The organism is Janthinobacterium sp. TND4EL3, from assembly GCF_900156175.1.
Taxonomy (GTDB): Bacteria; Pseudomonadota; Gammaproteobacteria; order Burkholderiales; family Burkholderiaceae_D; genus Janthinobacterium.
The window spans coordinates 138,813-163,426 of sequence record NZ_FTMV01000014.1; the positions used below are offsets into that span (position 1 = coordinate 138,813).

Genomic DNA, 24,614 nt, shown 5'->3' on the forward strand with positions numbered 1-24,614 from the left:
GTTCTCATTATTAGTCAATGGAGGAAAGGCCGAGCCGCGCCAGCACCACGGTGCCGGCCGGGGACGAGGTGATGTGCAGGCTGCCGCCGATGGCTTCCATGCGTTCCGTCATGTTGCGCAGGCCGATGCCGCGCTGCGGGTGCAGGGCGATGCCGTCGAAGTCGAAGCCGCCACCATTGTCGCCGATGCGCAGCTCCACCGTCTTGCCCGCCTCGCGCAGGCTGACCTCGACGGCGCTGGCGTGGGCATGGCGCTCGCTGTTCGTCAGCGCTTCCTGGGCGATGCGGAACAGGACGGTATTGACCATGTCGGGCAAGCCCTCGCCCGCCGCCGCGGGGCTGGCCGTGAAACTGGCTTGCGCGCTGCTGCTGTCGTTAAATTCATGCACGAGATGGTCGAGCGCGGCGGCCAGGCCCAGGTCGTCGAGGATGGCCGGGCGCAGGTTGTGTGAAATGCGCCGCACCTCGCCCAGCACCTTGTTGAGCTGCTCGGCGGCCCGCTCGAACGTGGCCGGCGCCTTGTCTTTCTGTTCGGCATTGCCGGCCAGGCGCGCGATGCCCGCCTCGATCTGCAGCTTGATCGACACGAGCCACTGGCTGATGCCGTCGTGCAAGTCACGCGACAGCCGTGCCCGCTCTTCTTCCTGCGACTCGACCACGCGCTGTGCCAGCACTTTCAGCTTGGCGTCGGCCACGCGCAGCTCGCGCAGGTTCAGCGCCAGGCCGCAGGCGGCCACCAGCAGGGCGCCGAAGATGGCGATGGCGGCGATCAGTTCCATGGTCGAGCGGATATTGCGCGACTGCTGGGCATCGACCTTGGCCAGCGCCTGGTCCACGTCATCCATGTAGATGCCGGTGCCCATCATCCAGCCCCATTCCGGCATCAGTATCACATAGCCGAGCTTGGGCGCCGACTTGTTCGTCGACGGCTTGATCCAGTTGTAGCGCTCGAAGCCGCCGCCGCTCCTGGCCCGCTGCATCAGGCGCTGGATGGTCAGGTTGCCGTCCGCGTCCCGCAACTCCCACAGGTTCTGCCCCACCAGTTCGGGCTGGCGCGGGTGCATCAGCGACTTGCCCTGCAAATCATAGATGAAGAAATAGCCATCGTCGCCATAGCTGAGCGAGGCGAGGATGCGCTTGGCTTCCTCTTGCGTGGCGGCATCCTTGCGCCCCGAGCCGTACAGGGAAGCGATGGAATGGCTGGCCAGGGTCACGTAGTGCTTGAGCTCGGCTTCCTTGCTGGCCAGGTAGGCTTGCTGGATGGTGGCGCGCTGCTGTTCGGCCAGGGTGATGGCCTGGTGCCGCACGGCAAAAGCGATCGTGCACAGGGCGAGGATCAGCGGCGTGATGGCCAGGAAGATGACTTTCTGTCTGAGTTTCATGGCCTGGCGCTCCGGCGGCGTCTTTGCTGGTGGGAAGGCGTGATTTTACGTCGCCGCGCGGCGATCGGCCTGCGTAGTAATACTGAGCGTTACTGCGTAGTCTTGCGCTTGCGGCAATTATATGATTCCTGAATACTCGCCATAAGCTGCAAATACACCAAAAGTAACATCAAACTGGCGACGACCAGGCGCAGCACACCATCATCGCACGGCACAGCGCCCGTCACATCTCTGGAGGAAGCATGAACCGCATTTTCAAACAGCTCGGCTGGGCAGCGCTTGCGCTGGCAGGCGCCGGGTCCTTGGGCGTTGTCGCCCTGCAACGTGGCGAACCGATCAGCGCTATCTGGATCGTCATCGCCGCCGTCTGCGTCTACCTGATCGCCTACCGATTCTACAGCCTGTTCATCGCCGACAAGGTGCTGGGACTGGACGCCCGCCGCATGACCCCGGCCTTCAAGCACAATGACGGCCTGGACCACGTGCCAACCAACAAATACGTGCTGTTCGGCCACCATTTCGCCGCGATTGCCGGCGCCGGCCCCCTGGTCGGCCCCGTGCTGGCTGCGCAGATGGGCTATTTGCCCGGCATGCTGTGGATTTTGGCGGGCGTCGTGTTTGCGGGCGCCGTGCAGGATTTCATCGTGCTGTTCATTTCCATGCGCCGCGATGGCCGCTCCCTGGGCGACCTGATCAAGGCTGAACTGGGCGAAATTCCCGGCATGATCGCCTTGCTCGGCTGCTTCATGATCATGGTCATCATTTTGGCCGTGCTGGCCCTGATCGTCGTCAAGGCATTGACGGGTTCCCCTTGGGGCAGCTTCACCGTGATGGCGACGATCCCCATCGCCCTGTTCATGGGCGTGTACTCGCGCTTCATCCGCGTGGGCCGCATCGGCGAGATTTCCATCATCGGTTTTGTCTTGCTGATGCTGGCCATCATCGGCGGCCAGTACGTGCAGGAACACGCGGTCCTCGGCCCGATGTTCACGTTCACGGGCACGGAACTGACGTGGATGCTGATCGGCTACGGCTTCATCGCCTCCGTCCTGCCCGTGTGGCTGCTGCTGGCGCCGCGCGACTACCTGTCGACTTTCCTGAAGATCGGCACGATCCTGGGCCTGGCCATCGGCATCATCGTCGTCGCGCCCTACCTGAAAATGCCGGCCATGACCAAGTTCATCGACGGGTCCGGCCCCGTCTGGTCGGGCAATCTGTTCCCCTTCCTGTTCATCACGATTGCCTGCGGCGCCGTGTCCGGCTTCCACGCGCTGATTTCCTCGGGCACCACGCCGAAGATGATAGAAAACGAAAGCCACGCCCGCTTCATCGGCTATGGCGCCATGCTGATGGAGTCGTTCGTGGCCATCATGGCCCTGGTGGCCGCCTCGACCATCGAACCGGGCATCTATTTCGCCATGAACAGCCCGGCCGCCCTGATCGGCACCACGGCGGAATCGGCCGCCCAGGCGATTTCGCAGTGGGGCTTCTATGTGACGCCGGACATGCTGACGCAGACGGCCAAGGACGTTGGCGAGCACAGCATCATCTCGCGCGCGGGCGGCGCGCCGACCCTGGCCGTCGGCATGGCGCAGATCCTGTCCGGCGCCATCGGCGGCAAGGCCATGATGGCCTTCTGGTACCACTTCGCCATCCTGTTCGAGGCCCTGTTCATCCTGACGGCCGTCGATGCGGGCACGCGTGCCGGCCGCTTCATGCTGCAGGATTTGCTGGGCAGCTTCGTGCCAAGCCTGAAACAGACGGAAAACGTCATCGCCAACCTGCTGGCCACGGGCCTGTGCGTGGCGGCCTGGGGCTACTTCCTGTACCAGGGCGTGGTCGATCCATTGGGCGGCATCAACACCCTGTGGCCGCTGTTCGGCATCGCCAACCAGATGCTGGCGGCCATCGCGCTGATCCTCGGCACTTGCGTGCTGTTCAAGATGAAACGTGGCCAGTATGCATGGGTCACCATCACGCCGACCATCTGGCTGCTGCTGTGCACCTTGACGGCGGGCTGGCAAAAGATTTTCGACGCCAATCCGCGCGTGGGCTTCCTCGCGCATGCGAAGAAATACTCGGCAGCCCTCGATGAAGGCACGCTGCTGGCGCCGGCCAAGTCGGTGGCGCAGATGCGCCAGATCATCTTCAACGACTACCTGGATGCGGGCCTGGCCGCCTTCTTCGTGGTGGTCGTCGTCAGCGTGCTGTTCTTCGGCATCCGCACGATTTTGAAGGCGCGCGCCGACAGCAAGCCTAGCACCAAGGAAACACCGTTCCAGGCCATGCCCACGGTGCAATGATGCTCGACGAAATCATCAAGGCGGGACGGTATCTGGGACAAAGCATGCGGCTCATGTGCGGCTTGCCCGAGTACGACACCTACGTGGCGCACCGGGAAGTGACCCATCCCGGCGAGCCGATGATGACGTATGAAGAGTTCTTCCGCGAACGGCAGGAAGCGCGCTACGGCGGCGCCGGCAAACGCGGCGGCTGCTGTTAGGCTGGCACCTGACCCGGCCCGCTGCACGGCGGTATAGGCGGCTTGCGATGCTCACCGGACTTCAGTACGGTTGCGCTTCTCGGCCGCCTCTCCCTTCCGCTCGCTACGGCTGGGTCAGGTGTTGTTGCTCAGCAATAACTTGAGGGCGGTTCTCCGGGGCCGCCCTTTGTTTCATCTCGTATAAGTTCCCCTCCCCTCTCTTCCCTTAGACCCACATCAATATCTAGGTGTGTCTTCGCGTCTATATTTTTCCAATAGGAATTAAATAACAGTCAACGGGCGACCGGGGAAGCAGCGAATTCATGTTCAATTTCCAACGTTCCAGCATCAGCCAGAAGCTGACCATGATTTCGGTGCTGTCGTCGGGCTGCGCGCTGCTGCTGGTGTTCGTGGCGTTCGCGCTGACGTCCGTGCTCAGCCACAAGAGCGATGAGGGCAAGCAGTTGCTGTCGCTGGCGGGCGTGATCGGCGCGGCGGGGGCGACGCCGTTACTGATCGGCAAGCCGGCGCAGGCGCAGGCGGAACAGGTGCTGGCCGCACTGGCCGCGCGCGACGAGGTGGCCCAGGCGGCCCTGTTCGACCAGGGCGGGCGCCTGTTCGCCCTGTACCGCGCGCCGCAGCACGACAAGGAGCTGGCGGCGCCGGAAGACATGGACCCGGCCCTGCTGGCCGACATGGCCGAGCAGCCCGTCACGCAAGGCTCGGGCACCACCCTGGCGCCCGCCATGCGCTTGTACCGGCCCGTCTACCGGCCGGGCGAGCCGCAGCAGATCATCGGCGCCGTGCTGATCGAAGCGGACCTGAACCACATGTGGCGCGACATCGGCCGCCACGTGGGCGCCATCGGCGGCGCCACCGTGCTGTCCTTCCTGATCGCCGTCTTCCTCGCGCGGCGCTTTAAAAGCGTGATTGCCGAGCCGATCACGAAGCTCATTGATACAGCGCAAAAGGTCTCCAGCAGCCAGACGTATAGTCACCGCATTGCCCACCAGCGCAGCGACGAACTGGGCGTGCTGATCGACAGTTTCAACGACATGCTGGCGCAGATCGACAGCCGCGACAGTACCCTGGCCAATTACCGCGACCAGCTCGAACGCCAGGTGGGCGTGCGCACGGCGCAGCTGGAAAAGGCCAAGGACGCGGCCGAGGCGGCCAGCCAGGCGAAAAGCGCGTTTCTCGCCACCATGAGCCATGAAATCCGCACGCCGATGAACGGCGTGCTGGGCATGACGGAATTGCTGCTGGCCAGCCCATTGAGCCCGCAGCAGCGCCACTACACGAGCATGGTGCAGCGTTCGGGGCAGAATTTGCTGGTGATCATCAACGACATCCTCGACTTTTCCAAGATCGAGGCAGGCAAGCTCAGCGTGGAATACATCCGCTTCAATTTCCGCGAGCTGCTCGACGATATCGAGCACGTGTTCGCGCCGCAGGCGGAAGCGAAGAATATCTGCCTGGAATTCGACATCGCCAACGACATCCCGATCGCCATCTGCGGCGACCCGAACCGCTTGCGCCAGATCATCGTCAACCTGCTGGGCAACGCCATCAAGTTCACGGAAACGGGCAAGGTCACCGTGAAAGTGGAAGTGTGCAGCGAAGACGCGCCCAGCGTGGGCTTGCGCTTCGAGGTGCACGACACGGGCATCGGCGTATCAAGCGAGGCGCGCAGCCGCATCTTCGAATCGTTTTCGCAGGCCGACGGCTCGACCACGCGCAAGCATGGCGGCACGGGCCTGGGCCTGACCATCTCGAAACAGCTGGTCGAGCTGATGGGTGGAAAAATCGGCGTCGACAATGCTTTAACGCAAGGCTCGATCTTCTGGTTCGAAGTAAATTTCGATAAGCGGCGGGTCGACAGCGACGACCCGTCCTTCAACCTGAAAACCACGCGAGGGTTACGCGCCTTGATCGTCGACCACACACCCGCCACGCGCGCCGTGCTGGAGCGGCAGCTGGCCAGCTGGCACATCGTCAGCGACAGCGCCGGCACGGCGGGCGAATGCCTGGGCAAGCTGCGGGCGGCCGCGCAGGCGGGCACGCCGTATGGCGTGGCCCTGCTCGACATGGATTTGCCGCGCACCAGCGGCCTGGCCCTGGCCGCCACCATCAAGAGCGACCCGCTGCTGGCCGACCTCAAATTACTGCTGCTGAGCACGGAGCAGGCCGCGGCCGACCCCGTGCAGCGGCGCGAGGCGGGCGTGGCCTTCCAGCTGATCAAGCCGGCCCGCGAATGCGATCTGTTCGACTGCATCGTCACGCCGCCGCGCGCCGGCGAAAGCCTGCGCACGGCGCCGCCACATGCGCTGCGCCCCGCCGCCCGCGCGCCCGGCCGGCGCCAGCGCCGCCGCGTGCTGCTGGCCGAAGATAACCCTGTCAACGTGGAAGTGGCGCTGGCCATGCTCGACAGCCTGGGCCTGGACGTGGTGTGCGCGCGCAACGGCGAAGAAGCCCTGCAGGCGGCGCGGGGCGGGGATTTCGACCTGATCCTGATGGATTGCCAGATGCCCGTGATGGACGGCTTTGCCGCCACGGCGGAAATCCGCCGCCACGAACAGCAGTGCGGCCACGCGCGCGTGCTGCCCATCGTCGCCATCACGGCCAACGCGCTGCAGGGCGACCGCGAAGCATGCCTGGCGGCCGGCATGGACGACTACCTGAGCAAGCCCTTCACGCAGCAGGACCTGGGCCACACGATCGCCCGCTGGATCACCCTGCCGCGCGCGGCCACCGTGCACCACAGCGAGCAGGCGGAAGCGCCACTGGAGACGCCGCAGGCGCCGCGCCACGAAGCGCCGCCCGAGGCAACGCCGCCATCCGCCGCCCCGCCCTCCGGCCAGCCGCTGAACCGGCAGGCGCTGGAAAACATCCGCGCCCTGTCGCGCACCGATGGCGATGCCTTGCTCGAACGGGTCATCCAGGCCTTTGTCGGCGAGACGCCGCGCCAGTTGACGGCCATGCGCGAGGCCATCGCCGGCGCGGATGCAGAAGCGCTGCGCAAGGTGGCCCACAGCCTCAAGTCGGGCAGCGCCAACGTGGGCGCCGACGGCCTGGCGCAGCTGTGCAAGGACATGGAAAAACTCGGCCGCGCCGGCAGCACCGAAGGCGCGGCGCCCCTGCTGCAGCAGATGCAGCAAGCCTTCCTGGCCGTACGCGAATCGCTGAGCGCCATCCTCGTGAAGGAACACTGACATGACAGCGCCCCTCTCCCCTCCCCGCGGCCTGGTGCTGGTGGCCGACGACGATCCCGTCATGCGCTTGCTGATGCGGCAGATGCTCACGCAGGTGGGCCTGGACGTGATCGAGGCCGAGGACGGCGTGCAGGCGCTGGCCAGCTACAAGCACAGCGGACCGGACCTGGTCATGCTCGACGTCGACATGCCTGCCATGGACGGCTTTGCCGTGTGCCGCGAAATCCGCCACCAGGAAGCGGGCGGCACCGTGCCCATCATCATGGTCACGGGCGGCGACGAACTGGAAGCCGTCACGCGCGCCTACGAGGTGGGCGCCACGGACTTCATTTCCAAGCCCATCAACTGGCCCATCCTCGGCCACCGCGTGCTGTACGTGCTGCGCGCCAGCGACGCCATCGCCCGCCTGCGCATCGCCGACGCGCACAACCGCGCCGTACTGGCCGCCATCCCCGACACCTTCTTCCGCCTGAACCGCGAGGGCTATTATCTCGACTATGAACAGGGCCACGACGCCAGTGCCGGCTTTTCCATCAGCAACTGCGTGGGCAGCCATATCCGCGACGTGCTGCCGCCCGAAATCGCCGCGCGCCTGCTCGACAAGGCGCACGCCGTGCTGGCCACGCAACATATCGGCTCGGTCGACTACACGCTCACGCACGAAGACAGCACCCGCCATTTCGAGGCGCGCCTGGTGGCGACGGGCGCCGACGAAGTGCTGGGCCTGGTGCGCGACATCAGCGAACGCAAGCGTACGGAGGAGCAGATCCGCCGCCTCGCCTATTGCGACAGCCTGACGGGCATCCCCAACCGGCAAGCCTTCCTGGAAACCCTGGAGCGCGAGCTGCTGCGGTCAAAAGAACACGACAAGAAATTCGCCGTGCTGTTCATGGACCTCGACGCCTTCAAGCGCATCAACGACACCCTGGGCCACGACGTTGGCGACCATTTGCTCAAGGTGGTGTCGGAGCGCCTGCGCGAAACCATCCGCCCCAGCGACCTGGTGCTGCGCGCCGAGCACGAGTTCGAATCGTCCTCCGGCGGCAGCAACCTGGCGCGCCTGGGCGGCGACGAATTCACGATACTGATCCCCGACCTGGAGCGGGTGGAAGACGCGCTGAACGTGGCGCACCGGGTCAAGGAAGCCATGCGCCGGCCCTTCATGATCGAGGGGCACGAGATTTTCGTCACGGCCAGCATCGGCATCTCGCTGTACCCGGAAGATGGCGAGGACTGCAACTCGCTGCTCAAATACGCGGACACGGCCATGTACCACGCGAAAAACTGCGGCAAGAACAACGCCAAGCTGTACAGCTCCTCGCTGACGATGGAAATCATGAGCCACGTCAAGATGGAAGTGGGCCTGCGCAAGGCTTTGCAGAACAACGAGCTGTATTTGCTGTACCAGCCGCAGATCGACGTGCCCAGCACGCAGATCGTCGGCGTGGAAGCGCTGGTGCGCTGGCGCCACCCGGAGCGGGGCATCATCTCGCCCACGGAATTCATCCCGCTGGCCGAGGAGACGGGGCTGATCGTGCCCATCGGCGAATGGGTGCTGCGCACGGCCTGCAACCAGGCCAAGGCCTGGCAAAGCGATGGCGGGCGGGCCATCCGCATGGCCGTGAACCTGTCGGCGAAGCAATTCAAGGATGAAAACCTGATGCAGATCGTGCTGTCGGCCCTGGCCGACACGGGCCTCGACGCGCGGCTGCTGGAACTGGAATTGACGGAAGGCACCTTGATGGACGACGCGCGCGCCACCATGGTGACCCTGGAGCAGCTGCGCGGCATCGGCGTGTACCTGTCCATCGACGACTTCGGCACGGGATATTCTTCAATGAATTACCTGAAGCGCTTCGACGTGCGGGCCTTAAAGATCGACAAGAGCTTTATCGCCGGTTTGCCGCAGGACACCGAAAACGCGGCCATCACGCGCGCCATCATCGCCATGGCGCATGGCTTGAAGATGGTGGTGGTGGCCGAGGGCGTGGAGACGGGCGAGCAGCTGCTGATGCTGGAAGAATACGGCTGCGACATGGCGCAAGGATACTTTTTAGGCCACCCGTCGCCGCACGATGCGATCACGGCCATGCTGGCCAGGCAGGCCGGCCAGGCGGCCAGCCTGGAAGCTAGAGCACTTCGAAGGCAAGGATTTGCGTGACTTGCTGCGGATTGAAATTATCGTCCGAAATCATCACCAGGCTGCGGCGGCCGTTGGCCAGGCGCGGTCCCCAGCTGATGCCCTCGATATTGTCGACGCGGGACAGGCCGATCTTTTCCAGGTCCAGCAGCAATCGCTTGCGCGCCGGCACATAAGTAGCGCCCGCCAGGGCGGGGATGGCTTGGATATCGGTGGCGCCATCCGTCTCCATTTCATAGATGCGCACGTGATTCGTGTACAGGCCATCCGCGTTGGACACGCCGGCACGCTCCACCACGAGCACCTGATGGTCGTTGACGGCGAGGATTTCCGACACGCCATTGTCCGCCTCGCGTCCCGGCGCGGGCCGCGACGCCACCGGCTCGATCGGATACGCATACTGGCCCAGCACGGTGCCGGCGCGGTCCAGGCGCGTGATGCGCACGACGGAGCCATTGTCGGGCGTGGTCAGCGGGCCATCCTGGTACAGGGCCGCTTCCATGCCCAGCCACAGGCTCTTGCCGTCGCTGGCAAACGACAGCGCCTCGAAGCTCATGTTGTTGCGCGAGCCGATTGCTTCCTTCGACACATTGAACATGGCGGGCGTGGGCAAGGTGGCGAGGAATTTTCCGTCGCGGTCCGCATGGCGCACGAAGGGGTGCAGTCCCACCTTGCGGTTGCCTTCGCTGCCGTACCACAGGCTGCCGTCCTGCGGATCGACACGGATGGTCTCGATGTCGGGCACCTGCTCGCCCTGCTCCAGTCTTGCATGGGCCAGGTTCGGATAGCGGCTGCCGTCGGGCTGCGTGAAGAAATGCACGCTGTTCAAGGTCACGGCGGAGAACTTCTCGCTGTCGTAGCTGAGCGTGGCGCGGTAGAAACGGGCCGGATTGATTTCCGAGCGGTCATCGCTTTCCATCACCCAGGTATTGCTTGCCGCATCGTAGTCGATGCCGGACAAGCCGCCCACCGTGGTGCCCTGGAAAGCCTGCTTCAGGGCGATGCGCTGCTCGCCGATCAGGCGCAGGCCCGCAATCGGCGCGTCGTGGGGGAAGCTGGCGCAGGCGGAGAGGACGGCGGCGGAGGCCAGGGCAAGCGCGGTACGGAAAAATCGATGCATGACAGGTATCAGTGAGTTGCGTAGGTCGGCTTAGCGTGAAGCGCGTAAGCCGACAACATTGTTGGCTTGGCTGGTGGCGTCGGTATAACGTAGTGGTGTTGGTAACGTGGCGCGGTGGTGTCGGATTACGCGGCTACGCCGCTAATCCGACCTACCCGACCTACCCGCCCTATACCACCCCATCGGCCTTCAGTTGCGCGATGGCGGCCGCATCATAGCCAAGCGACGCCAGCACCTCGTCGTTGTGCTGGCCCAGGGTTGGCCCCAGCCATTGCGTCTTGCCCGGCGTGGCCGACAGTTTCGGGCTGATGGCGGGCAATTTGACGGGCGTGCCGTCGGCGAAATGGTGTTGTTCGAACATATTGCGGGCGAGAAATTGCGGATCGCTCATCATGTCGCGCACGGAGTAGATTTTGCCGGCCGGCACATCGGCCGCTTGCAGCACGGCCAGCGCGCTGTCGATGGTATGCGTGGCGCACCAGGCGCCGATGGCGTCGTCGATTTCCTGCGTGCGCGCCACCCTGCCGTCGTTGCGCGCCAGCTGCGGATCGCCCGCCATGTCGATGCGGCCCATGGCCAGCATCAATCGCTTGAAGATGGCGTCGCCGTTGCCGGCGATGACGATGTTTTCGCCGTCGCCCGTCGTATAGGTATTCGAGGGCACGATGCCGGGCAGGGAGCCGCCCGTGCGCTCGCGCACCACGCCCGCCTGGTCGTATTCGGGCACCAGCGACTCCATCAGGTTGAACACGGATTCGTACAGGGCCACGTCGACCATCTGCCCTTCCCCGCCGTCGCGCCCGCCCGTCGCGTCGCGGTGGCGCAAGGCCATCATGGCGCCGATCACGCCGTGCAGGGCCGCCACGGAGTCGCCGATGGACACGCCGACGCGCACGGGCGGGCGGTCGGCAAAGCCGGAGACATAGCGCAAGCCGCCCATCGATTCGCCGATGGCGCCGAAGCCGGGCAAATCCTTCATCGGCCCCGTCTGGCCAAAGCCGGACAGGCGCACCATGATCAGCGACGGTTTTTCCTTTTTCAGCTGTTCATAGCCGAGATCCCACTTTTCCAGCACGCCGGGGCGGTAGTTCTCGATGATGATGTCCGCTTCCAGGGCCAGCTGGCGCGCAATGGCGCGCCCTTCCGGCATCTTCAGGTTCAGCGTGATACTTTTCTTGTTGCGGGCCTGCACCGACCACCACAGCGAGGTGCCATCCTTGAGCACGCGCCAGGTACGGATGGGGTCGCCGCCATCGGGCGACTCGATCTTGATCACGTCGGCGCCGAATTCGGCCAGCATGCGGGCACAGAACGGCCCCGCGATCAGGGTGCCCAGTTCCAGCACTTTGATGCCCATCAATGGACCAGTGTTCGCGGAGGATGCTGTCATAGTGTGCTCAGGTTGCCCTGCGGTCGAGCATCGCGCGGGCAATCGTGCCCGCGTCGACGTATTCCAGTTCGCCGCCCACGGGCACGCCGCGGGCCAGGCGGCTCACGCGCAAGCCCCGCGCCTTCAGCATTTCGCTGATGTAGTGGGCCGTCGCTTCGCCTTCATTCGTGAAATTGGTGGCCAGCACCACTTCATTGACCACGCCATCGTTGGCGCGGTTCAGCAATTTTTCGAGGTGGATATCTTTCGGCCCGATGCCGTCCAGCGGCGACAAGCGTCCCATGAGGACGAAATACAGGCCTTTGTAGGTGAGCGTCTGCTCGATCATCAGCTGGTCGGCGGGCGTTTCCACCACGCACAGCAAGCGCTTGTCGCGCTCTTCGTCGAGACAGGTCTCGCACACTTCGTGTTCGGTAAAGGTATTGCACAGGCCGCAGTGATGCACGGCATCGACGGCCTGGAACAGGGCGCGCGACAGCATGGCCGCGCCTTCCCTGTCGTGCTGCAACAAATGAAACGCCATCCGCTGCGCCGACTTGGGGCCGACGCCGGGCAGGCGCCGCAGCGCCTCGGTCAGGAATTCAAGCGACTTTGACATGGATCAACCCTGCCCCGTGCCACAGATCGAGCGCATGCGGTGTTGCATCAGAATGGCATTTTGAAGCCGGCTGGCAAGTTCATGCCGCCGGTCAAGCCTGCCATTTTTTCCGCGGACGTCGCTTCCGCCTTGCGCACGGCGTCGTTGAAGGCGGCGGCCACCAGGTCTTCCAGCATGTCCTTGTCGTCAGCCAGCAGCGACGGGTCGATGGACACGCGCTTGACGTCGTTCTTGCACGTCATGACGATTTTCACGAGGCCGGCGCCGGACTGGCCTTCCACTTCCACCAGCGCCAGTTGTTCCTGGGCCTTTTTCATGTTGTCTTGCATTGCTTGCGCCTGCTTCATCAGGCCAGCCAGTTGATTTTTCATCATGAGAATGCTCCGTTAATTCAGTTTGTGAGTGTGTTAATCATCAATGCAGGGTCGGCGCGGCGGAGCCGGCCGGTGCAGGGGTAATCGTTCCCGGCACGACAAAAGCGTCGAATGCACGCTTCATGTCGAGCACGAAGGGGTCGGTTTCTATGGTTTCTTCCGCTTGCCGCTGGCACGCCTCGCGGTGGGCCTGCGCTTCCGCGCTGGCCGTGTACCAGACGGCGCCCAGTTCCGTGTCGACATTGACCTTGCGGCCGAAGCGCTCGCTCAGCGCGGCCGCCAGTTTTTCCACGTTGGCCGGGCTGCGCCACGTGTCGATGGGCACGCGCAGGCGGAACGTGGTGCTGTGGCCGTCGTGCAAGCATTCGATCAGCTCGGCCTGCACGGCCAGCTGCTGGGCCACGCCGCGCAGGGGCAGGACGGCGGCCACGGCCGGCCAGTTGCCGTCCCAGTCCAGGCCCGGCACGGGCGTGATCACATATGGCCCGCTGGGCGCGGCTTGCTTGGCGGCACGCTGCGGCATGACGACGGCCGGCTGCTCGCTGCTTGGCGCGGCGGGCGCGGACACGGCGGCCGAGGCGCTGTCGTCGGAAAATTCGGTGACCCACGGCGGCAGATCGTCGTCGGCGGGCGCCTGCTGTGGCGGCGCCTGGCGCGCCGCTGCCGGCGCTTCCATCACGGCGACCGGTGGCGCATCGTCCCACGGCGCCGGCGCTTTCGCGGCGGCCGGTGGCGGCGGGGCAGCCTGGACGGGCGCTGCCGGGGCTGGCGCCACTACGGCAGCGGCCGGTGCGGGAGCTGCCGGCTTGGGCGCCGACGATGGCGCCGACGGCGCGCTGCCCGGACGGCCTTTCGAGGCGGCGCGGGCCGCTTCCAGCGCCGCATTGATGGCGGCGCGGGCCGAACTGATCGGAGCGCCCGAGGCTGCCGGGGCAGCCGCAGGAACAGGATCGGCGGGCGGCGCCGCCGGTGCCGGGGCTGCTACAGGTGCGGGTGCTGGCACCGGTGCAGCCGCGCGTGGCGGCGGCGCTTCGCTGCGGGCCATGCTGGCCGCTGCGGCGGCCACGACGGCAGGCGGGGTCACGGCCGCATGGCTGGCCACGCTGTTCGTGGCGGCGCGGGCGGCCGGTGCGGACGCGCCAGCGGCGGCGCGCGCGGCAGCCACGGCGGCGGGACGGTTGCCCGCTGCCGCAGCCGGTGCCGCAGCCGGCACGCCTTCGGCGCCGCCTATGCCGGGCCGAAAGGCCAGCATGCGCAGCAAGGTCATGGTAAAGCCCGCGTATTCGTCGGGCGCCAGGCCCAGTTCATTGCGGCCATGCACGGCGATCTGGTAAAACAGCTGCACTTCTTCCGCGTCAAACGCGGCGGCCAGACGCACGATGTCCGCATATTCGGGCAAGTCCTGCGGCAAGGCGGCCGGCACGGTTTGCGCCAGCGCAATGCGGTGCAGCAAGGTGCCCAGGTCCTGCAGGGCGCCGTTGTAGGACAGGCTGCGCGAGGCCATCTCGTCGGCCACGGCCAGGAGATCCGCGCCATCCTGCTGCGCCAGCGCGTCGAGCAGGCGCACCAGGTAGGACTGGTCGAGCGCGCCCAGCATGCCTTGCACGGCGTCGAGCGTGACTTCGCCGGCCGCGTAGGCGATGGCCTGGTCCGTCAGCGACAGCGCATCGCGCATGGAGCCGTGGGCGCCCTGGGCCAGCAGGCGCAAGGCCGGCTGTTCGAAGGCGATGCCCTCCTGCCCCAGGATATTGTCCAAATGGCTGATGATGTGGCCGGGCGGCATCTGCTTGAGGTTGAACTGCAGGCAGCGCGACAGCACGGTGACGGGAATCTTTTGCGGGTCCGTCGTGGCCAGGATGAACTTGACGTGCTCGGGCGGCTCTTCCAGGGTTTTGAGCATGGAATTGAACGCGTGGTTCGTCAGCATGTGCACCTCGTCGATCATATAGACCTTGAAGCGCGCGTTGCTGGGCGCGTAGACCGCCTGCTCCAGCAGCTGCGCCATTTCATCGACGCCGCGGTTCGACGCCGCATCCATCTCGATATAGTCGACAAAGCGTCCCGCGTCGATTGCCGTGCACGCTTCGCAGACGCCGCAAGGCTGGGCCGTGATGCCGCCCGTGCCGTCGGGGCCGATGCAATTGAGCGACTTGGCCAGGATGCGCGACAGGGTCGTCTTGCCGACGCCGCGCGTGCCCGTGAACAGGTAGGCGTGATGCAAGCGGCCGCTGTGCAAGGCATGCGTGAGCGCGCGCACGACGTGCTCCTGGCCGACGAGCGTCTCGAAATTCTTGGGGCGGTATTTACGGGCGAGGACTTGATAGGACATGCTGAGATTTTACCATGCGATTTTGCGGGTGATCCTGCGCGGCGGGCGCAAGCCTCATGGCCGGGCCAGGCAAACCTGGCAAACGCGGCAAAGCAGCAATTGTATAACATGGCCAGCTGGAAATATGGAAAACACGGCAAGCCCGGCAATGCTGCGGCATAACAAAAAAATGGGGCCGTAAAAGCAAAAAAGCTGCCCATGGCAGCTTGATTGTTGATCCTGATTAAAACATTCCCGAAGGAGGCGAGCCTGATCTGCGGCACTCATGGTTAATAGCCGTGGCTGCTTCGTTCCCGACCTGACCAGGTTAGCCATGCCACGATGCGCAGGGGCCCGCCGGGGACAATTATAACCGGTCTGCAGGGAATGGGGAAGTTGGCGCGCAAACCGTCCCTCCCCGCAGGCAACTAACTGATGCCTTACAAGCCCAGCTCCTGCCAGATGCCATCCACTTTCGCCTTCACTTCCGGCGTCATGGCGATCGTCGTGCCCCACTCGCGCGTCGTTTCGCCCGGCCATTTATTCGTCGCGTCGATGCCCATCTTGCTGCCCAGGCCGCTGACGGGCGAGGCGAAGTCCAGGTAGTCGATCGGCGTGTTGTCGACCAGGGTCGTGTCGCGGATGGGGTCGACCCGCGTCGTGATGGCCCAGATGACCTCTTTCCAGTCGCGGATATTCACGTCTTCGTCGACGACGACGATGAACTTGGTATACATGAACTGGCGCAAGAAGCTCCACACGCCGAACATCACGCGCTTGGCGTGGCCCGCGTACTGCTTCTTGATCTGCACCACGGCCATGCGGTAGCTGCAGCCTTCGGGCGGCAGATAGAAATCCGTGATTTCGCTGAACTGCTTTTGCAGCAGGGGCACGAACACTTCGTTCAGGGCCAGGCCCAGCACGGCCGGCTCGTCGGGCGGCTTGCCCGTGTACGTGGAGTGGTAGATCGGGTCGCGGCGCATGGTGATGCGGTCAATGGTAAACACGGGGAAACTGTCCTGCTCATTATAGTAGCCCGTGTGGTCGCCATACGGCCCTTCCAGCGCGTGCTCGTAGCCGCTCGGATGGTTTTCATCGGGGTAGATATGGCCTTCGAGCACGATTTCGGCCGACGCGGGCACGCGCAGCTCGCTGCCGATGGCTTTTACCAGCTCCGTGCGGCTGCCGCGCAGCAAGCCGGCGAACTGGTATTCGGACAGGCTGTCCGGCACCGGCGTGACGGCCCCTAATATAGTAGCGGGATCGGCGCCGAGCGCGACGGCGATCGGATACGGCTTGCCCTTGCTCTGGATCGCGTGCTCGCGGAAGTCCAGCGCCCCGCCCCGATGGGCCAGCCAGCGCATGATGACCTTGTTGCGCCCCAGCACCTGCTGGCGGTAGATGCCGAGGTTTTGCCGCTTCTTGTTCGGGCCCTTGGTGATCACCAGGCCCCACGTGATCAAAGGGGCAACGTCGCCGGGCCAGCAATGCTGGATCGGCAGGCGCGCCAGGTCGACGTCATTGCCTTCCCAGACGATTTCCTGGCATTTGGCGCCGCGCAACTCTTTCGGCGACATGTCCCACACGGATTTCACCAAGGAACCCAGGCCCAGCAGATCCTTGAAATCCTTCGGCGGTTCCGGTTCCTTCAGGCGCGCCAGCACATGGCCGATCTTGCGCAACTCGCTGACGTCTTCCGCGCCCATGCCCAGCGCCACGCGGCGCGTGGTGCCGAACAGGTTGCCCAGCACCGGCATGTCGTATCCCGTCGGATTATTGAACAGCAAGGCCGGCCCGCCCGCGCGCAAGGTGCGGTCGCAGACTTCCGTCATCTCCAAAATCGGTGAAATGGGGGTCGAAATGGGCTTAAGTTCACCCATTTGTTGCAGTTGAGAAATAAAATCTCGCAAATCTGAATATTTCATGTGTTTTTAATTTTTTTTGACGTCGGACGCCGTTGCTGAAGGATCTATGCCAAGTAATTGATTTTATTGGCTTTTGGCACAATGCAAGACAAAAAGTAAGACATAAAAGTAATAAAGAAACGATTCGTTAGTATTGACTTGATATAAAACGGCTTCTACAATTCGCCCAACTTGAAAGAGCACGCCGGCCCAGGGCTTGATTTTAGCGTTTCTCTTTCATTCACGGAGTCGGGGCTCCACATGACATTTTAAGGAGTGTTTTCAAAAGGCGTCTGCCTTACCCCCGGTAAAAGTTGTATTGCGACTGATCCAATACCAGCATGGGACCGATCAGCTCAAGCAAGCAATGACGGCGTTTCTCGCACGCATCCATACGCGGCGGAAACGATGATATTTCTGATGCACGGCATTGGCAGTACCCACAACACCGCGAGACCGCGGAGGGACTGCCTGTTGACGCGACATTTCGGGGAACTCTATGACTCATCGTAGCACTGAAGCAGCCTTGCCTGCTTCAACCGTGGCTGGCCAGCCAGCACTGGCGCGTTTGCGCGCCCGCGCACAAGCCATTTCGGCACGTGGCGTCTTGACCACTGCGCAACACACACTGACAGTCTTCGGCATTTCCGCCCTGGCACTGATCGCCCTGCTGATGTTCCGCCCCGACCTGGGCAAGCAACTGACGCACAGCCTGTTCCCGCTGCCGATGGCAGAGGCGCAAGCCGTCGAAGCGCCGGCCCTGTCGGCACTGATGGAAGCGCCCGCATCCGTGCAGACGGCCGCCGCCAGCGAAGCACCTTTGAGCAAGGAAGAAAAAGCCTTGCTGGGCACGCAAAAGCAGCAGCAATGGGTCACCAACTGGCTCTCAAAGCGCTACCGCGTGGCCAACGACGCGACCAATATGCTCGTCTCGACGGCTTACCTGACGGCCCGTGAAATCAAGCTGGACCCGCTGCTGATCCTGGCCGTGATGGCCATCGAATCGGGCTTGAACCCGTTCGCGGAAAGCCCCGTCGGCGCGCAAGGCTTGATGCAGGTCATGTCGAAAGTGCACCATGAGCGCTTCCAGGAAATGGGCGGCGTGCAAGCGGCGCTGAACCCCGTCGCCAATATCCGCGTCGGCTCGCTGATCCTGAAAGACTACGTCACGCGTGGCGGTTCCGTCGAAGCGGGCTTGAAAACCTACGTGGGCGCCGCCAACTTCGCCACCGACTCGGGCTACGGCTCGCGCGTGCTGGCCGAATACCGCCGCCTGAAGCAAGTATCGGCCGGCCAGCGCGTGCCGACCAGCACGCCGGTGATGGCATCGAACACGCCAGCGCCAGCCAAGGCGCCTGCGCCGGAAAGCGGCATCACCATCAAAGTGCTGCCGCACAACGAGATCGCCGGCCTGTGACCCTTTAAAAGCCCTCACAGGGGCATCCGAAAAGCAACACCCAGTAAAAAAGCCACCGCACGCAAGTGCCGGTGGCTTTTTTATTGCCCTGCGGCAGCAGCCGCAGGAACTACGCTATATATTACTTGCGCTTGTTGGCGCCCACTTCTTCCTCGCGGAATTTCACTGCCAACTTATCGAGCACGCCGTTCACATACTTGTGGCCGTCGATGCCGCCGAACGACTTGGCCAGCTCGACCGCTTCGTTGATGACGACGCGGTACGGGATTTCCATGTTGTTCTTCAGCTCGAACGCGCCGATCAGCAGGATGCCGTGTTCGATGGGCGACAGTTCCGCGATATTGCGGTCGATCAAGGGTGCCATGCTGTCGCGCAGCGCCAGCGAATCCTTGATGGCGCCGTACAGCAGCACCGTGAAATGATCGCCATCGGCCTTGTCGAAGCCGTGGGCCGCGCGAATATTGTTCACGACGGTGGTCGCATCTTCATTGTTCAGCAGCCACTGGTACAAGCCCTGCAGCGCAAACTCGCGCGCGCGGTGACGCGGCGTGCGGTTCTTGCTGGGGTTGGCGAGCAAATTTTTCTCAGTCATGATTGTTACCTGTTCTTAAGTACGTATTTACTGCAAATAGTGACGAATACCGCGGCACGCTGTTGGGCAGCACGCTGCGGCGCAAGCACGATTAATCCTCGTCTGTGTCTTGCAACTCTTCCAGCGCTTGCGCCAGATTGGCCATTTCCACTGCCACGCGTGCCGCTTCGGCTCCCTTGACCAGCATGCGCACTTCCGCCTGCTCGTCGTTTTCGGTCGTCAACACGGCGTTGGCGATGGGGATGCCGTAATCGAGACCGACGCGCGTGATACCCGCGCCCGATTCGTTCGATACCAGCTCGAAGTGGTAGGTTTCACCGCGAATCACGGCGCCCAGTGCGATCAGGGCGTCGAATTGCTCGGTTTCTGCCATTTTTTGCAGAATCAGTGGGATTTCCAGGGCGCCCGGCACGGTCACGTGCAGGATATCTTCATCGGCCACGCCCAGCTTGCTCAACTCTTCCAGGCATGCCGACAGCAAGCCACCACCGACGATTTCATTGAATCGTGCCTGGACGATACCGACGCGCAAACCTTCGCCGGCAAAATTGGTTTCATAGGTTCCTACGGTCATCATAAGCCTCTTTATAAGTGATCAGCGGCGGCGCCATGCGCCAGGCCGCCAAATAGTGTTAATTAATTACTGCTGGCCTGGATGGCACTGAAAACCTGTCACTTCCAGGTCGAAACCAGCCATCGACGGCATCTTGCGGGGGCTGGCCAGCAATTGCATCTTGCTCACGCCCAGGTCGCGCAGGATTTGCGCGCCGATGCCGTAGCTGCGCAGGTCCATGCTGGCGGCGCGGCCTTTCGGCTTGGCTTGCGGCGTATCGAGCGCGGCGAACTGGGCAAACAGCTCGCTCGACGTCTCGCCGCAGTTCAGCAAGACCATCACGCCCCGCTCGGACTGCTTGATGGCGGCCATCGAGGCGGCCACCGTCCACGAGTGGGTGGTCGCTTCGCTTTCCAGCACGTCCAGCAGGGAAACAGGCTGGTGCACGCGCACCAGCGCTTCCAGGCCGGGCGCCAGGTCGCCATGCACGAGGGCCAGGTGGGCCGACGCGCTGGGCTTGTCGCGGAAGGCGATCAAACGGAATTCGCCATGCGCCGTATGCAGGGTACGCTCGGCAACGCGCTCGACCAGCGATTCCGTCTGGCTGCGGTAATGGATCAAGTCGGCAATCGTGCCGATTTTCAGGCCATGCTGCTCGGCAAACACCAGCAAGTCCGGCAGGCGCGCCATGGTGCCGTCGTCCTTCATGATTTCGCAAATCACGGACGCGGGAGTCAGGCCGGCCATGGCCGTCAGGTCGCAACCGGCTTCCGTATGGCCTGCGCGCATCAGCACGCCGCCTTTTTGCGCTTTCAGCGGGAAGATATGGCCAGGCTGGACGATATCGCTGGGCTGCGTACCCTTGGCCACGGCCACCTGGATGGTCTTGGCGCGGTCGGCGGCGGAAATGCCCGTCGTCACGCCTTCGGCCGCTTCGATGGACACGGTGAAGTTGGTGCCATAGGCCGTACCGTTGCGCGACGTCATCATCGACAGGTTCAGCTCGTCGCAACGCTCTTCCGTCAGGGTCAGGCAGACCAGGCCACGCGCATGCGTGATCATGAAATTGATGGCTTCAGGCGTCACGAAATCGGCGGCAAGCACCAGATCGCCTTCATTTTCCCGGTCTTCTTCATCGACCAGTATCACCATGCGGCCGGCGCGCAATTCGGCGACGATCTCTTCGGTGCTGGAAATAGACATTATTCATCCTCGTATGACGCCAGTCAAAACCTGCTGCGCGTCGGTATAGGCGGCCTGCGATGCTCACCGTACCTTCGTACGGTTGCGCTTCTCAGCCACCTCTCCCTTCCGCTCGCGACGGTTTTGCCGGGCGTTGTTAATGTAACTAAAAACTGAACCTGAACCTGAAACATCAAGCGCGAATATTCCGCGAATTTCCGGGAATTTTCTTATAACCTGCTATTTTAAAGGATTTGGCGCTTGCAGGCCTGAAATAAGACAGCTTTGCGGCATGGGCGCCGCAGCCTGCCCCACAAAGCGCCGATTCCTCGATCCGGCGCACACGGCGACGGCAAAACGCGCGCCGCCGGCCTTGCAAAGAGCATAAGATCAGCCAGTCACCGCCACGGCGCTGACACTCCACTCGCAGCGACACCCCACACAGGAGCGGCAACATGAAAACCCATGGATCGGCCATCTGGTCAGGCGGCATCAAGGACGGCAAGGGCGCCATCAGCACGCGCAGCGGCGCCTTGCAGGCATACCCCTACGGCTTTGCCAGCCGCTTCGAAGGCAAGCCCGGCACCAATCCCGAGGAATTGATCGGCGCCGCCCACGCGGGCTGCTTCACCATGGCCCTGTCGCTGATCCTCGGCGAAGCGGGCCTGACGGCCGAAAAGATGGAGACAACGGCCGAAGTCACGCTCGACAAGGTCGATGACGGCTTTGCCATCACGGCCGTCCACCTGATCCTGCAAGCGAAAATTCCCGGTGCGGACCAGGCGAAGTTCGAGGAATTGACGGGCAAGGCCAAGGCCGGCTGCCCCGTATCGAAATTACTTAAAGCCAACATTACCCTGGACGCCACCCTGCTGCCCTAGATTTTATCCACGGGCTTGACCGGCTCCACAGGGGCCACGGGCGCCACCAGCGGCAGGCGCGAGTCGCTGGCCGGCAACGGCCTGTGCATCAGGCCGGGGTTCAGGGCTGCATTGTTCAGGTTATACGCGGCGATGGCCGCCGCCACGGACGGGTCTTGCGACGACGGCGGCGGCACGGCCATGGCCGCATTCTGCGCGGCCAGCTCCTGCGCCTGCGCATAGTCCTGCGCCAGCGGGGCTTGCGCCGTCGCCAGGCCCGCATCGGCTTGCCCCTGCCCCGCGCGCACTTGTCCCTGGGCCGCCCGCGCGGCGTCCTCCTGCTGCGCCAGCTGCTCGGCATTCATGCGTTCACTGTCGATGCGCAGGGCATCGACGCGCTGGCTGTCTGCCCGCTGCGCCTGCAAATCCAGGTTCAGCTCTTCCGCTTCCAGTTGCTGCTGCAATTCCAGTTGCCGTTGTGCAATCGCGGCCGTTTGCGGCGGCGCCTCATCGATGGACTGCGGCTGCGCGGCCGGCAGCGCCGCGCCCGTCAAATCCGCTTCGACACTGGTCGCCACGGGCGCGCCCTGCTGCCGGGCCAGCACGGCGCCCACCTGCGCCAGCACGTCCGTTCCCTGCTGCAAAGCGTCCAGGGTGGCATGGCTGTCGGCCGCATACGCGGCCTGTAAAGTTGCGGGGTTGACATCTTCATTGCGCAAGTCGACGCCGATGCGGGCCAGATCCGCCTGCGTCAGCAGGCTGCCGTCCTGCGCCAGCGCGGCAGCCGCATTGGTCGTGCCGTCGCCCGACAGCAAATCGTAGCGCTGCGCCAGGCTGCCCGCCGTGTCGCCGGCCGTCGCCAGCTGGCTGGCGTCGATGCCGCTTGTTTGCAGCTGGGCGAACGATTCCGTCAGTTGCCGCGCCAGCGCCAGCAAGTCCTCATTGACTTGCACGGGGGTAGCCGCCGCCCTGGCTTCGTCCGTGGCGCCCTGCAAGGCCAGCAGTTGCCGACGTGACAAGGCCACGCCGGACAGGAACTGGCCCAGCGGAGAGAGATCGACCTGGGTCGATGACTGAATGGCAAGGGCTGCCGCCGCGCTGGAAGGCGGCACGGACGTCGCCGGCGCCAGCGGCGCTAGCGTTGCCGCGCCCACGCGGGGCGTGGCCGGGATGGTATTGGGCACGGTTGCGCGCGAAATCGGGTCCATGACTGGCCTCCACTGCGGAAAGCTTCATAGTATGCGCGTCTGAAAGAAAAGCAACGCACGCCTGGCAAGGCAAAGCATGCGTTGCAGTGTACTTATATCAGGAAGCAGCCTTGTCCAGCGACAACATGCGCTCGACATAACGGGCGATCAAGTCGATTTCCAGGTTGACCTTGCCGCCGACCGTCAAATGTTTCAGGGTCGTCATGGCGATGGTGTGGGGAATCAGATTGATCGAGAAACGGCAGCCGTCGATGGCGCCCGCGCCCAGGTCTTCCACGCGGTTGACGGTCAGCGACACGCCGTTGACGACGACGGAACCCTTGAAAGCCAGGTATTTCGCCAGTTCGTGCGGCGCTTCGATGACCAGTTCCCACGATTCGCCCACGGCTTCGAACTTGCGCACGACGCCCAGGCCGTCGACGTGGCCGGACACCAGGTGGCCGCCCAGGCGCTCGGCCAGGGTCAGGGCTTTTTCCAGGTTCACTTCCGTCGTCGTATCGAGGCCCACGGTGCAATTGAGGCTTTCGCGCGAGACATCGACGGCAAAACCCGTGTCCGACTTTTCCACCACCGTCATGCAGGCGCCATTGATGGCGATGGAATCGCCCAGGGCCACGTCGGCCAGCGGCAAGCCGCCCGCGTGGATGGTCAGGCGCACGCCTGCGTCGAGGCCGCCTTCGAGTGCTTGCACGGTTTCAATCTTGCCAATGGCGGCAACAATTCCTGTAAACATGGAGCTAACCTTATAAAAATGATGAAAGTATTAATTGCGCTGGGCGAATCTTGCAAGGATACGCACATCTTCGCCCACTTGCTGGACCTGGTGAAATTGCAAGGTCCGCTGCTGTTTGATATCCGTCAAGGCGGGCAAGGCAAACATGCCTTGCGCATCGCCCAGCAAGGTGGGCGCCAGGTAGACCAGCAGCTCGTCGACGCAGCCTTCGCGTATCAGCGAACCGTTCAGCTTGGCGCCGGCCTCGACGTGGACTTCATTGATTTGCCGGCGTCCCAGTTCCAGCATCAGCGCGGCCAGGTCGACCTTGCCTGCCGCGTTCGGCAGCAGGATGACTTCCGCGCCCAGGGCGCGCAGCTGCGCCTCTTTCTCCGGATTGGCCACGGCCGCCACGATCCATGTGCCGCCGCCGGCAAGAATGCGCGCGTCGATGCTGATGTCGAGGCGGCTGTCGACGACGATGCGGCGCGGCTGGCGTGGCGTTTCGACGGCGCGCACGTTCAATTGCGGATCGTCCGCCTTGACCGTGCCGATGCCCGTCAGGATGGCGCAGGCACGCGCGCGCCAGGCGTGGCCATCGGCGCGCGCCTGCGGCCCCGTGATCCACTGGCTCTGGCCATTATGCAAGGCCGTCATGCCGTCCAGACTGGCTGCCGTTTTCATGCGCACCCACGGCTTGCCGCGCTGCATGCGCGAAAAGAAGCCGATATTCATTTCATATGCCTCGTCGGCCAGCACGCCCGTGCTGACGGCGATACCGGCCGCTTCCAGCTTGGCCAGCCCCTGCCCCGCCACCAGCGGATTCGGGTCCGTCATGGCGGCCACGACGCGTCCCAGCCCCGCGCGCACGAGCGCATCGGAACACGGCGGCGTACGGCCATGGTGGTTGCACGGTTCCAGGGTGACATAGGCCGTGGCGCCGCGCACGTCGTTGCCGCGCGCCGCCGCATTCGCCAGTGCTTGCACTTCGGCATGATCCTGCCCGGCCGCCTGCGTCACGCCGGCACCGATCACCTGGCCATCCCGGACGATCACGCAGCCGATGCGGGGATTGGGCGAGGTCGTGTATAAACCGCGCGCCGCCCATTCCAGCGCCAGGCGCATGCCATCGATATCGTTGAGTATTTCCACGGGCTTCTTTGAGAGTGAGTAATAGATAA

At 63.9% G+C, this 24,614-nt stretch carries 19 protein-coding genes and 1 other RNA gene; 6 read left to right on the forward strand and 14 right to left on the reverse strand.

What is annotated here, in order from left to right; all coding sequences use genetic code 11:
• Nucleotides 1-10: 10 nt before the first annotated feature.
• Nucleotides 11-1,381: a cache domain-containing protein gene (locus tag BXA07_RS20985; protein ID WP_076570553.1), complete on the reverse strand. Its 1,371-nt coding sequence runs from the start codon at nt 1,379-1,381 to the stop codon at nt 11-13.
• Nucleotides 1,382-1,623: 242 nt separating this feature from the next.
• Here BXA07_RS20985 and BXA07_RS20990 point away from each other — a divergent pair, with 242 nt between their 5' ends.
• The 4 genes from BXA07_RS20990 to BXA07_RS21005 all read left to right on the forward strand — a co-directional run bounded on the left by BXA07_RS20990 (nt 1,624) and on the right by BXA07_RS21005 (nt 9,236).
• Complete coding sequence (locus BXA07_RS20990; protein ID WP_076570555.1) at nt 1,624-3,684, forward strand: carbon starvation CstA family protein; 2,061 nt, start codon at nt 1,624-1,626, stop codon at nt 3,682-3,684.
• On the forward strand, nt 3,684-3,884 hold the full coding sequence (locus BXA07_RS20995) for a YbdD/YjiX family protein (RefSeq protein WP_076570667.1): 201 nt from the start codon (nt 3,684-3,686) through the stop codon (nt 3,882-3,884). The genes BXA07_RS20990 and BXA07_RS20995 overlap by 1 nt, the downstream gene beginning before the upstream one ends.
• Before the next feature lie 302 nt (nt 3,885-4,186).
• A complete protein-coding gene (locus BXA07_RS21000; protein ID WP_076570557.1) occupies nt 4,187-7,075 on the forward strand; it encodes a hybrid sensor histidine kinase/response regulator in 2,889 nt (962 codons plus the stop codon).
• Between the two features lies 1 nt (nt 7,076).
• Complete coding sequence (locus BXA07_RS21005; RefSeq protein ID WP_076570558.1) at nt 7,077-9,236, forward strand: putative bifunctional diguanylate cyclase/phosphodiesterase; 2,160 nt, start codon at nt 7,077-7,079, stop codon at nt 9,234-9,236.
• Here the strand turns inward: BXA07_RS21005 and BXA07_RS21010 are convergent.
• From BXA07_RS21010 to ubiD, 7 genes are all read right to left on the reverse strand, one after another.
• Nucleotides 9,205-10,335, reverse strand: coding sequence for an esterase-like activity of phytase family protein (locus BXA07_RS21010; protein ID WP_076570560.1), 1,131 nt, complete (start codon nt 10,333-10,335; stop codon nt 9,205-9,207). The genes BXA07_RS21005 and BXA07_RS21010 overlap by 32 nt on opposite strands.
• A gap of 169 nt (nt 10,336-10,504) precedes the next feature.
• Nucleotides 10,505-11,725 carry a CaiB/BaiF CoA transferase family protein gene (locus BXA07_RS21015; RefSeq protein ID WP_076570562.1) on the reverse strand — a complete coding sequence of 407 codons (1,221 nt, stop codon included), beginning with the start codon at nt 11,723-11,725 and terminating at the stop codon, nt 10,505-10,507.
• A gap of 7 nt (nt 11,726-11,732) precedes the next feature.
• Entirely contained in the window at nt 11,733-12,323 is a 591-nt protein-coding gene (gene recR / locus BXA07_RS21020) for a recombination mediator RecR (RefSeq protein ID WP_076570564.1), read from the reverse strand.
• A 47-nt stretch (nt 12,324-12,370) separates the two neighbouring features.
• Entirely contained in the window at nt 12,371-12,697 is a 327-nt protein-coding gene (locus tag BXA07_RS21025) for a YbaB/EbfC family nucleoid-associated protein (RefSeq protein WP_034759121.1), read from the reverse strand.
• 40 nt (nt 12,698-12,737) lie between these two features.
• Nucleotides 12,738-15,026 carry a DNA polymerase III subunit gamma/tau gene (gene dnaX, locus BXA07_RS21030; RefSeq protein ID WP_076570566.1) on the reverse strand — a complete coding sequence of 763 codons (2,289 nt, stop codon included), beginning with the start codon at nt 15,024-15,026 and terminating at the stop codon, nt 12,738-12,740.
• A 239-nt stretch (nt 15,027-15,265) separates the two neighbouring features.
• An RNA gene (gene ffs, locus BXA07_RS21035) (signal recognition particle sRNA small type) lies at nt 15,266-15,364 on the reverse strand.
• Between the two features lie 81 nt (nt 15,365-15,445).
• Nucleotides 15,446-16,930 carry a 4-hydroxy-3-polyprenylbenzoate decarboxylase gene (ubiD, locus tag BXA07_RS21040; RefSeq protein WP_071650179.1) on the reverse strand — a complete coding sequence of 495 codons (1,485 nt, stop codon included), beginning with the start codon at nt 16,928-16,930 and terminating at the stop codon, nt 15,446-15,448.
• A gap of 478 nt (nt 16,931-17,408) precedes the next feature.
• Between ubiD and BXA07_RS21045 the strand changes: the two genes are divergently transcribed.
• On the forward strand, nt 17,409-18,326 hold the full coding sequence (locus BXA07_RS21045; RefSeq protein WP_170909702.1) for a lytic transglycosylase domain-containing protein: 918 nt from the start codon (nt 17,409-17,411) through the stop codon (nt 18,324-18,326).
• A gap of 121 nt (nt 18,327-18,447) precedes the next feature.
• Here BXA07_RS21045 and nusB read toward each other — a convergent pair whose 3' ends face one another.
• The 3 genes from nusB to ribBA form a co-directional block, all read right to left on the reverse strand.
• Entirely contained in the window at nt 18,448-18,918 is a 471-nt protein-coding gene (nusB, locus tag BXA07_RS21050) for a transcription antitermination factor NusB (protein WP_071078713.1), read from the reverse strand.
• 91 nt (nt 18,919-19,009) lie between these two features.
• Complete coding sequence (gene ribH / locus BXA07_RS21055; protein WP_076570670.1) at nt 19,010-19,492, reverse strand: 6,7-dimethyl-8-ribityllumazine synthase; 483 nt, start codon at nt 19,490-19,492, stop codon at nt 19,010-19,012.
• A 66-nt stretch (nt 19,493-19,558) separates the two neighbouring features.
• Complete coding sequence (gene ribBA, locus BXA07_RS21060; protein ID WP_071078715.1) at nt 19,559-20,674, reverse strand: bifunctional 3,4-dihydroxy-2-butanone-4-phosphate synthase/GTP cyclohydrolase II; 1,116 nt, start codon at nt 20,672-20,674, stop codon at nt 19,559-19,561.
• Nucleotides 20,675-21,108: 434 nt separating this feature from the next.
• Here ribBA and BXA07_RS21065 point away from each other — a divergent pair, with 434 nt between their 5' ends.
• Entirely contained in the window at nt 21,109-21,534 is a 426-nt protein-coding gene (locus tag BXA07_RS21065) for an OsmC family protein (protein ID WP_076570568.1), read from the forward strand.
• Here BXA07_RS21065 and BXA07_RS21070 read toward each other — a convergent pair.
• The 3 genes from BXA07_RS21070 to ribD form a co-directional block, all read right to left on the reverse strand.
• On the reverse strand, nt 21,531-22,721 hold the full coding sequence (locus tag BXA07_RS21070) for a hypothetical protein (RefSeq protein ID WP_076570570.1): 1,191 nt from the start codon (nt 22,719-22,721) through the stop codon (nt 21,531-21,533). The two genes, BXA07_RS21065 and BXA07_RS21070, sit on opposite strands and share 4 nt — an antisense overlap.
• 97 nt (nt 22,722-22,818) lie before the next feature.
• Entirely contained in the window at nt 22,819-23,454 is a 636-nt protein-coding gene (locus tag BXA07_RS21075) for a riboflavin synthase (protein WP_076570571.1), read from the reverse strand.
• Nucleotides 23,455-23,484: 30 nt separating this feature from the next.
• Nucleotides 23,485-24,585, reverse strand: a complete 1,101-nt coding sequence (ribD, locus tag BXA07_RS21080; protein WP_076570573.1) for a bifunctional diaminohydroxyphosphoribosylaminopyrimidine deaminase/5-amino-6-(5-phosphoribosylamino)uracil reductase RibD — start codon at nt 24,583-24,585, stop codon at nt 23,485-23,487.
• Between the last annotated feature and the right edge of the window lie 29 nt (nt 24,586-24,614).

What these genes read in the sequence shown, in the direction of transcription:
- BXA07_RS20985 (WP_076570553.1), bottom strand. Translation starts at nt 1,381, where the DNA reads ATGAAACTCAGACAGAAAGTCATCTTCCTGGCCATCACGCCGCTGATC.
- BXA07_RS20990 (WP_076570555.1), top strand. Translation starts at nt 1,624, where the DNA reads ATGAACCGCATTTTCAAACAGCTCGGCTGGGCAGCGCTTGCGCTGGCA.
- BXA07_RS20995 (WP_076570667.1), top strand. Translation starts at nt 3,684, where the DNA reads ATGCTCGACGAAATCATCAAGGCGGGACGGTATCTGGGACAAAGCATG.
- BXA07_RS21000 (WP_076570557.1), top strand. Translation starts at nt 4,187, where the DNA reads ATGTTCAATTTCCAACGTTCCAGCATCAGCCAGAAGCTGACCATGATT.
- BXA07_RS21005 (WP_076570558.1), top strand. Translation starts at nt 7,077, where the DNA reads ATGACAGCGCCCCTCTCCCCTCCCCGCGGCCTGGTGCTGGTGGCCGAC.
- BXA07_RS21010 (WP_076570560.1), bottom strand. Translation starts at nt 10,335, where the DNA reads ATGCATCGATTTTTCCGTACCGCGCTTGCCCTGGCCTCCGCCGCCGTC.
- BXA07_RS21015 (WP_076570562.1), bottom strand. Translation starts at nt 11,725, where the DNA reads ATGACAGCATCCTCCGCGAACACTGGTCCATTGATGGGCATCAAAGTG.
- recR (WP_076570564.1), bottom strand. Translation starts at nt 12,323, where the DNA reads ATGTCAAAGTCGCTTGAATTCCTGACCGAGGCGCTGCGGCGCCTGCCC.
- BXA07_RS21025 (WP_034759121.1), bottom strand. Translation starts at nt 12,697, where the DNA reads ATGATGAAAAATCAACTGGCTGGCCTGATGAAGCAGGCGCAAGCAATG.
- dnaX (WP_076570566.1), bottom strand. Translation starts at nt 15,026, where the DNA reads ATGTCCTATCAAGTCCTCGCCCGTAAATACCGCCCCAAGAATTTCGAG.
- ubiD (WP_071650179.1), bottom strand. Translation starts at nt 16,930, where the DNA reads ATGAAATATTCAGATTTGCGAGATTTTATTTCTCAACTGCAACAAATG.
- BXA07_RS21045 (WP_170909702.1), top strand. Translation starts at nt 17,409, where the DNA reads ATGACTCATCGTAGCACTGAAGCAGCCTTGCCTGCTTCAACCGTGGCT.
- nusB (WP_071078713.1), bottom strand. Translation starts at nt 18,918, where the DNA reads ATGACTGAGAAAAATTTGCTCGCCAACCCCAGCAAGAACCGCACGCCG.
- ribH (WP_076570670.1), bottom strand. Translation starts at nt 19,492, where the DNA reads ATGACCGTAGGAACCTATGAAACCAATTTTGCCGGCGAAGGTTTGCGC.
- ribBA (WP_071078715.1), bottom strand. Translation starts at nt 20,674, where the DNA reads ATGTCTATTTCCAGCACCGAAGAGATCGTCGCCGAATTGCGCGCCGGC.
- BXA07_RS21065 (WP_076570568.1), top strand. Translation starts at nt 21,109, where the DNA reads ATGAAAACCCATGGATCGGCCATCTGGTCAGGCGGCATCAAGGACGGC.
- BXA07_RS21070 (WP_076570570.1), bottom strand. Translation starts at nt 22,721, where the DNA reads ATGGACCCGATTTCGCGCGCAACCGTGCCCAATACCATCCCGGCCACG.
- BXA07_RS21075 (WP_076570571.1), bottom strand. Translation starts at nt 23,454, where the DNA reads ATGTTTACAGGAATTGTTGCCGCCATTGGCAAGATTGAAACCGTGCAA.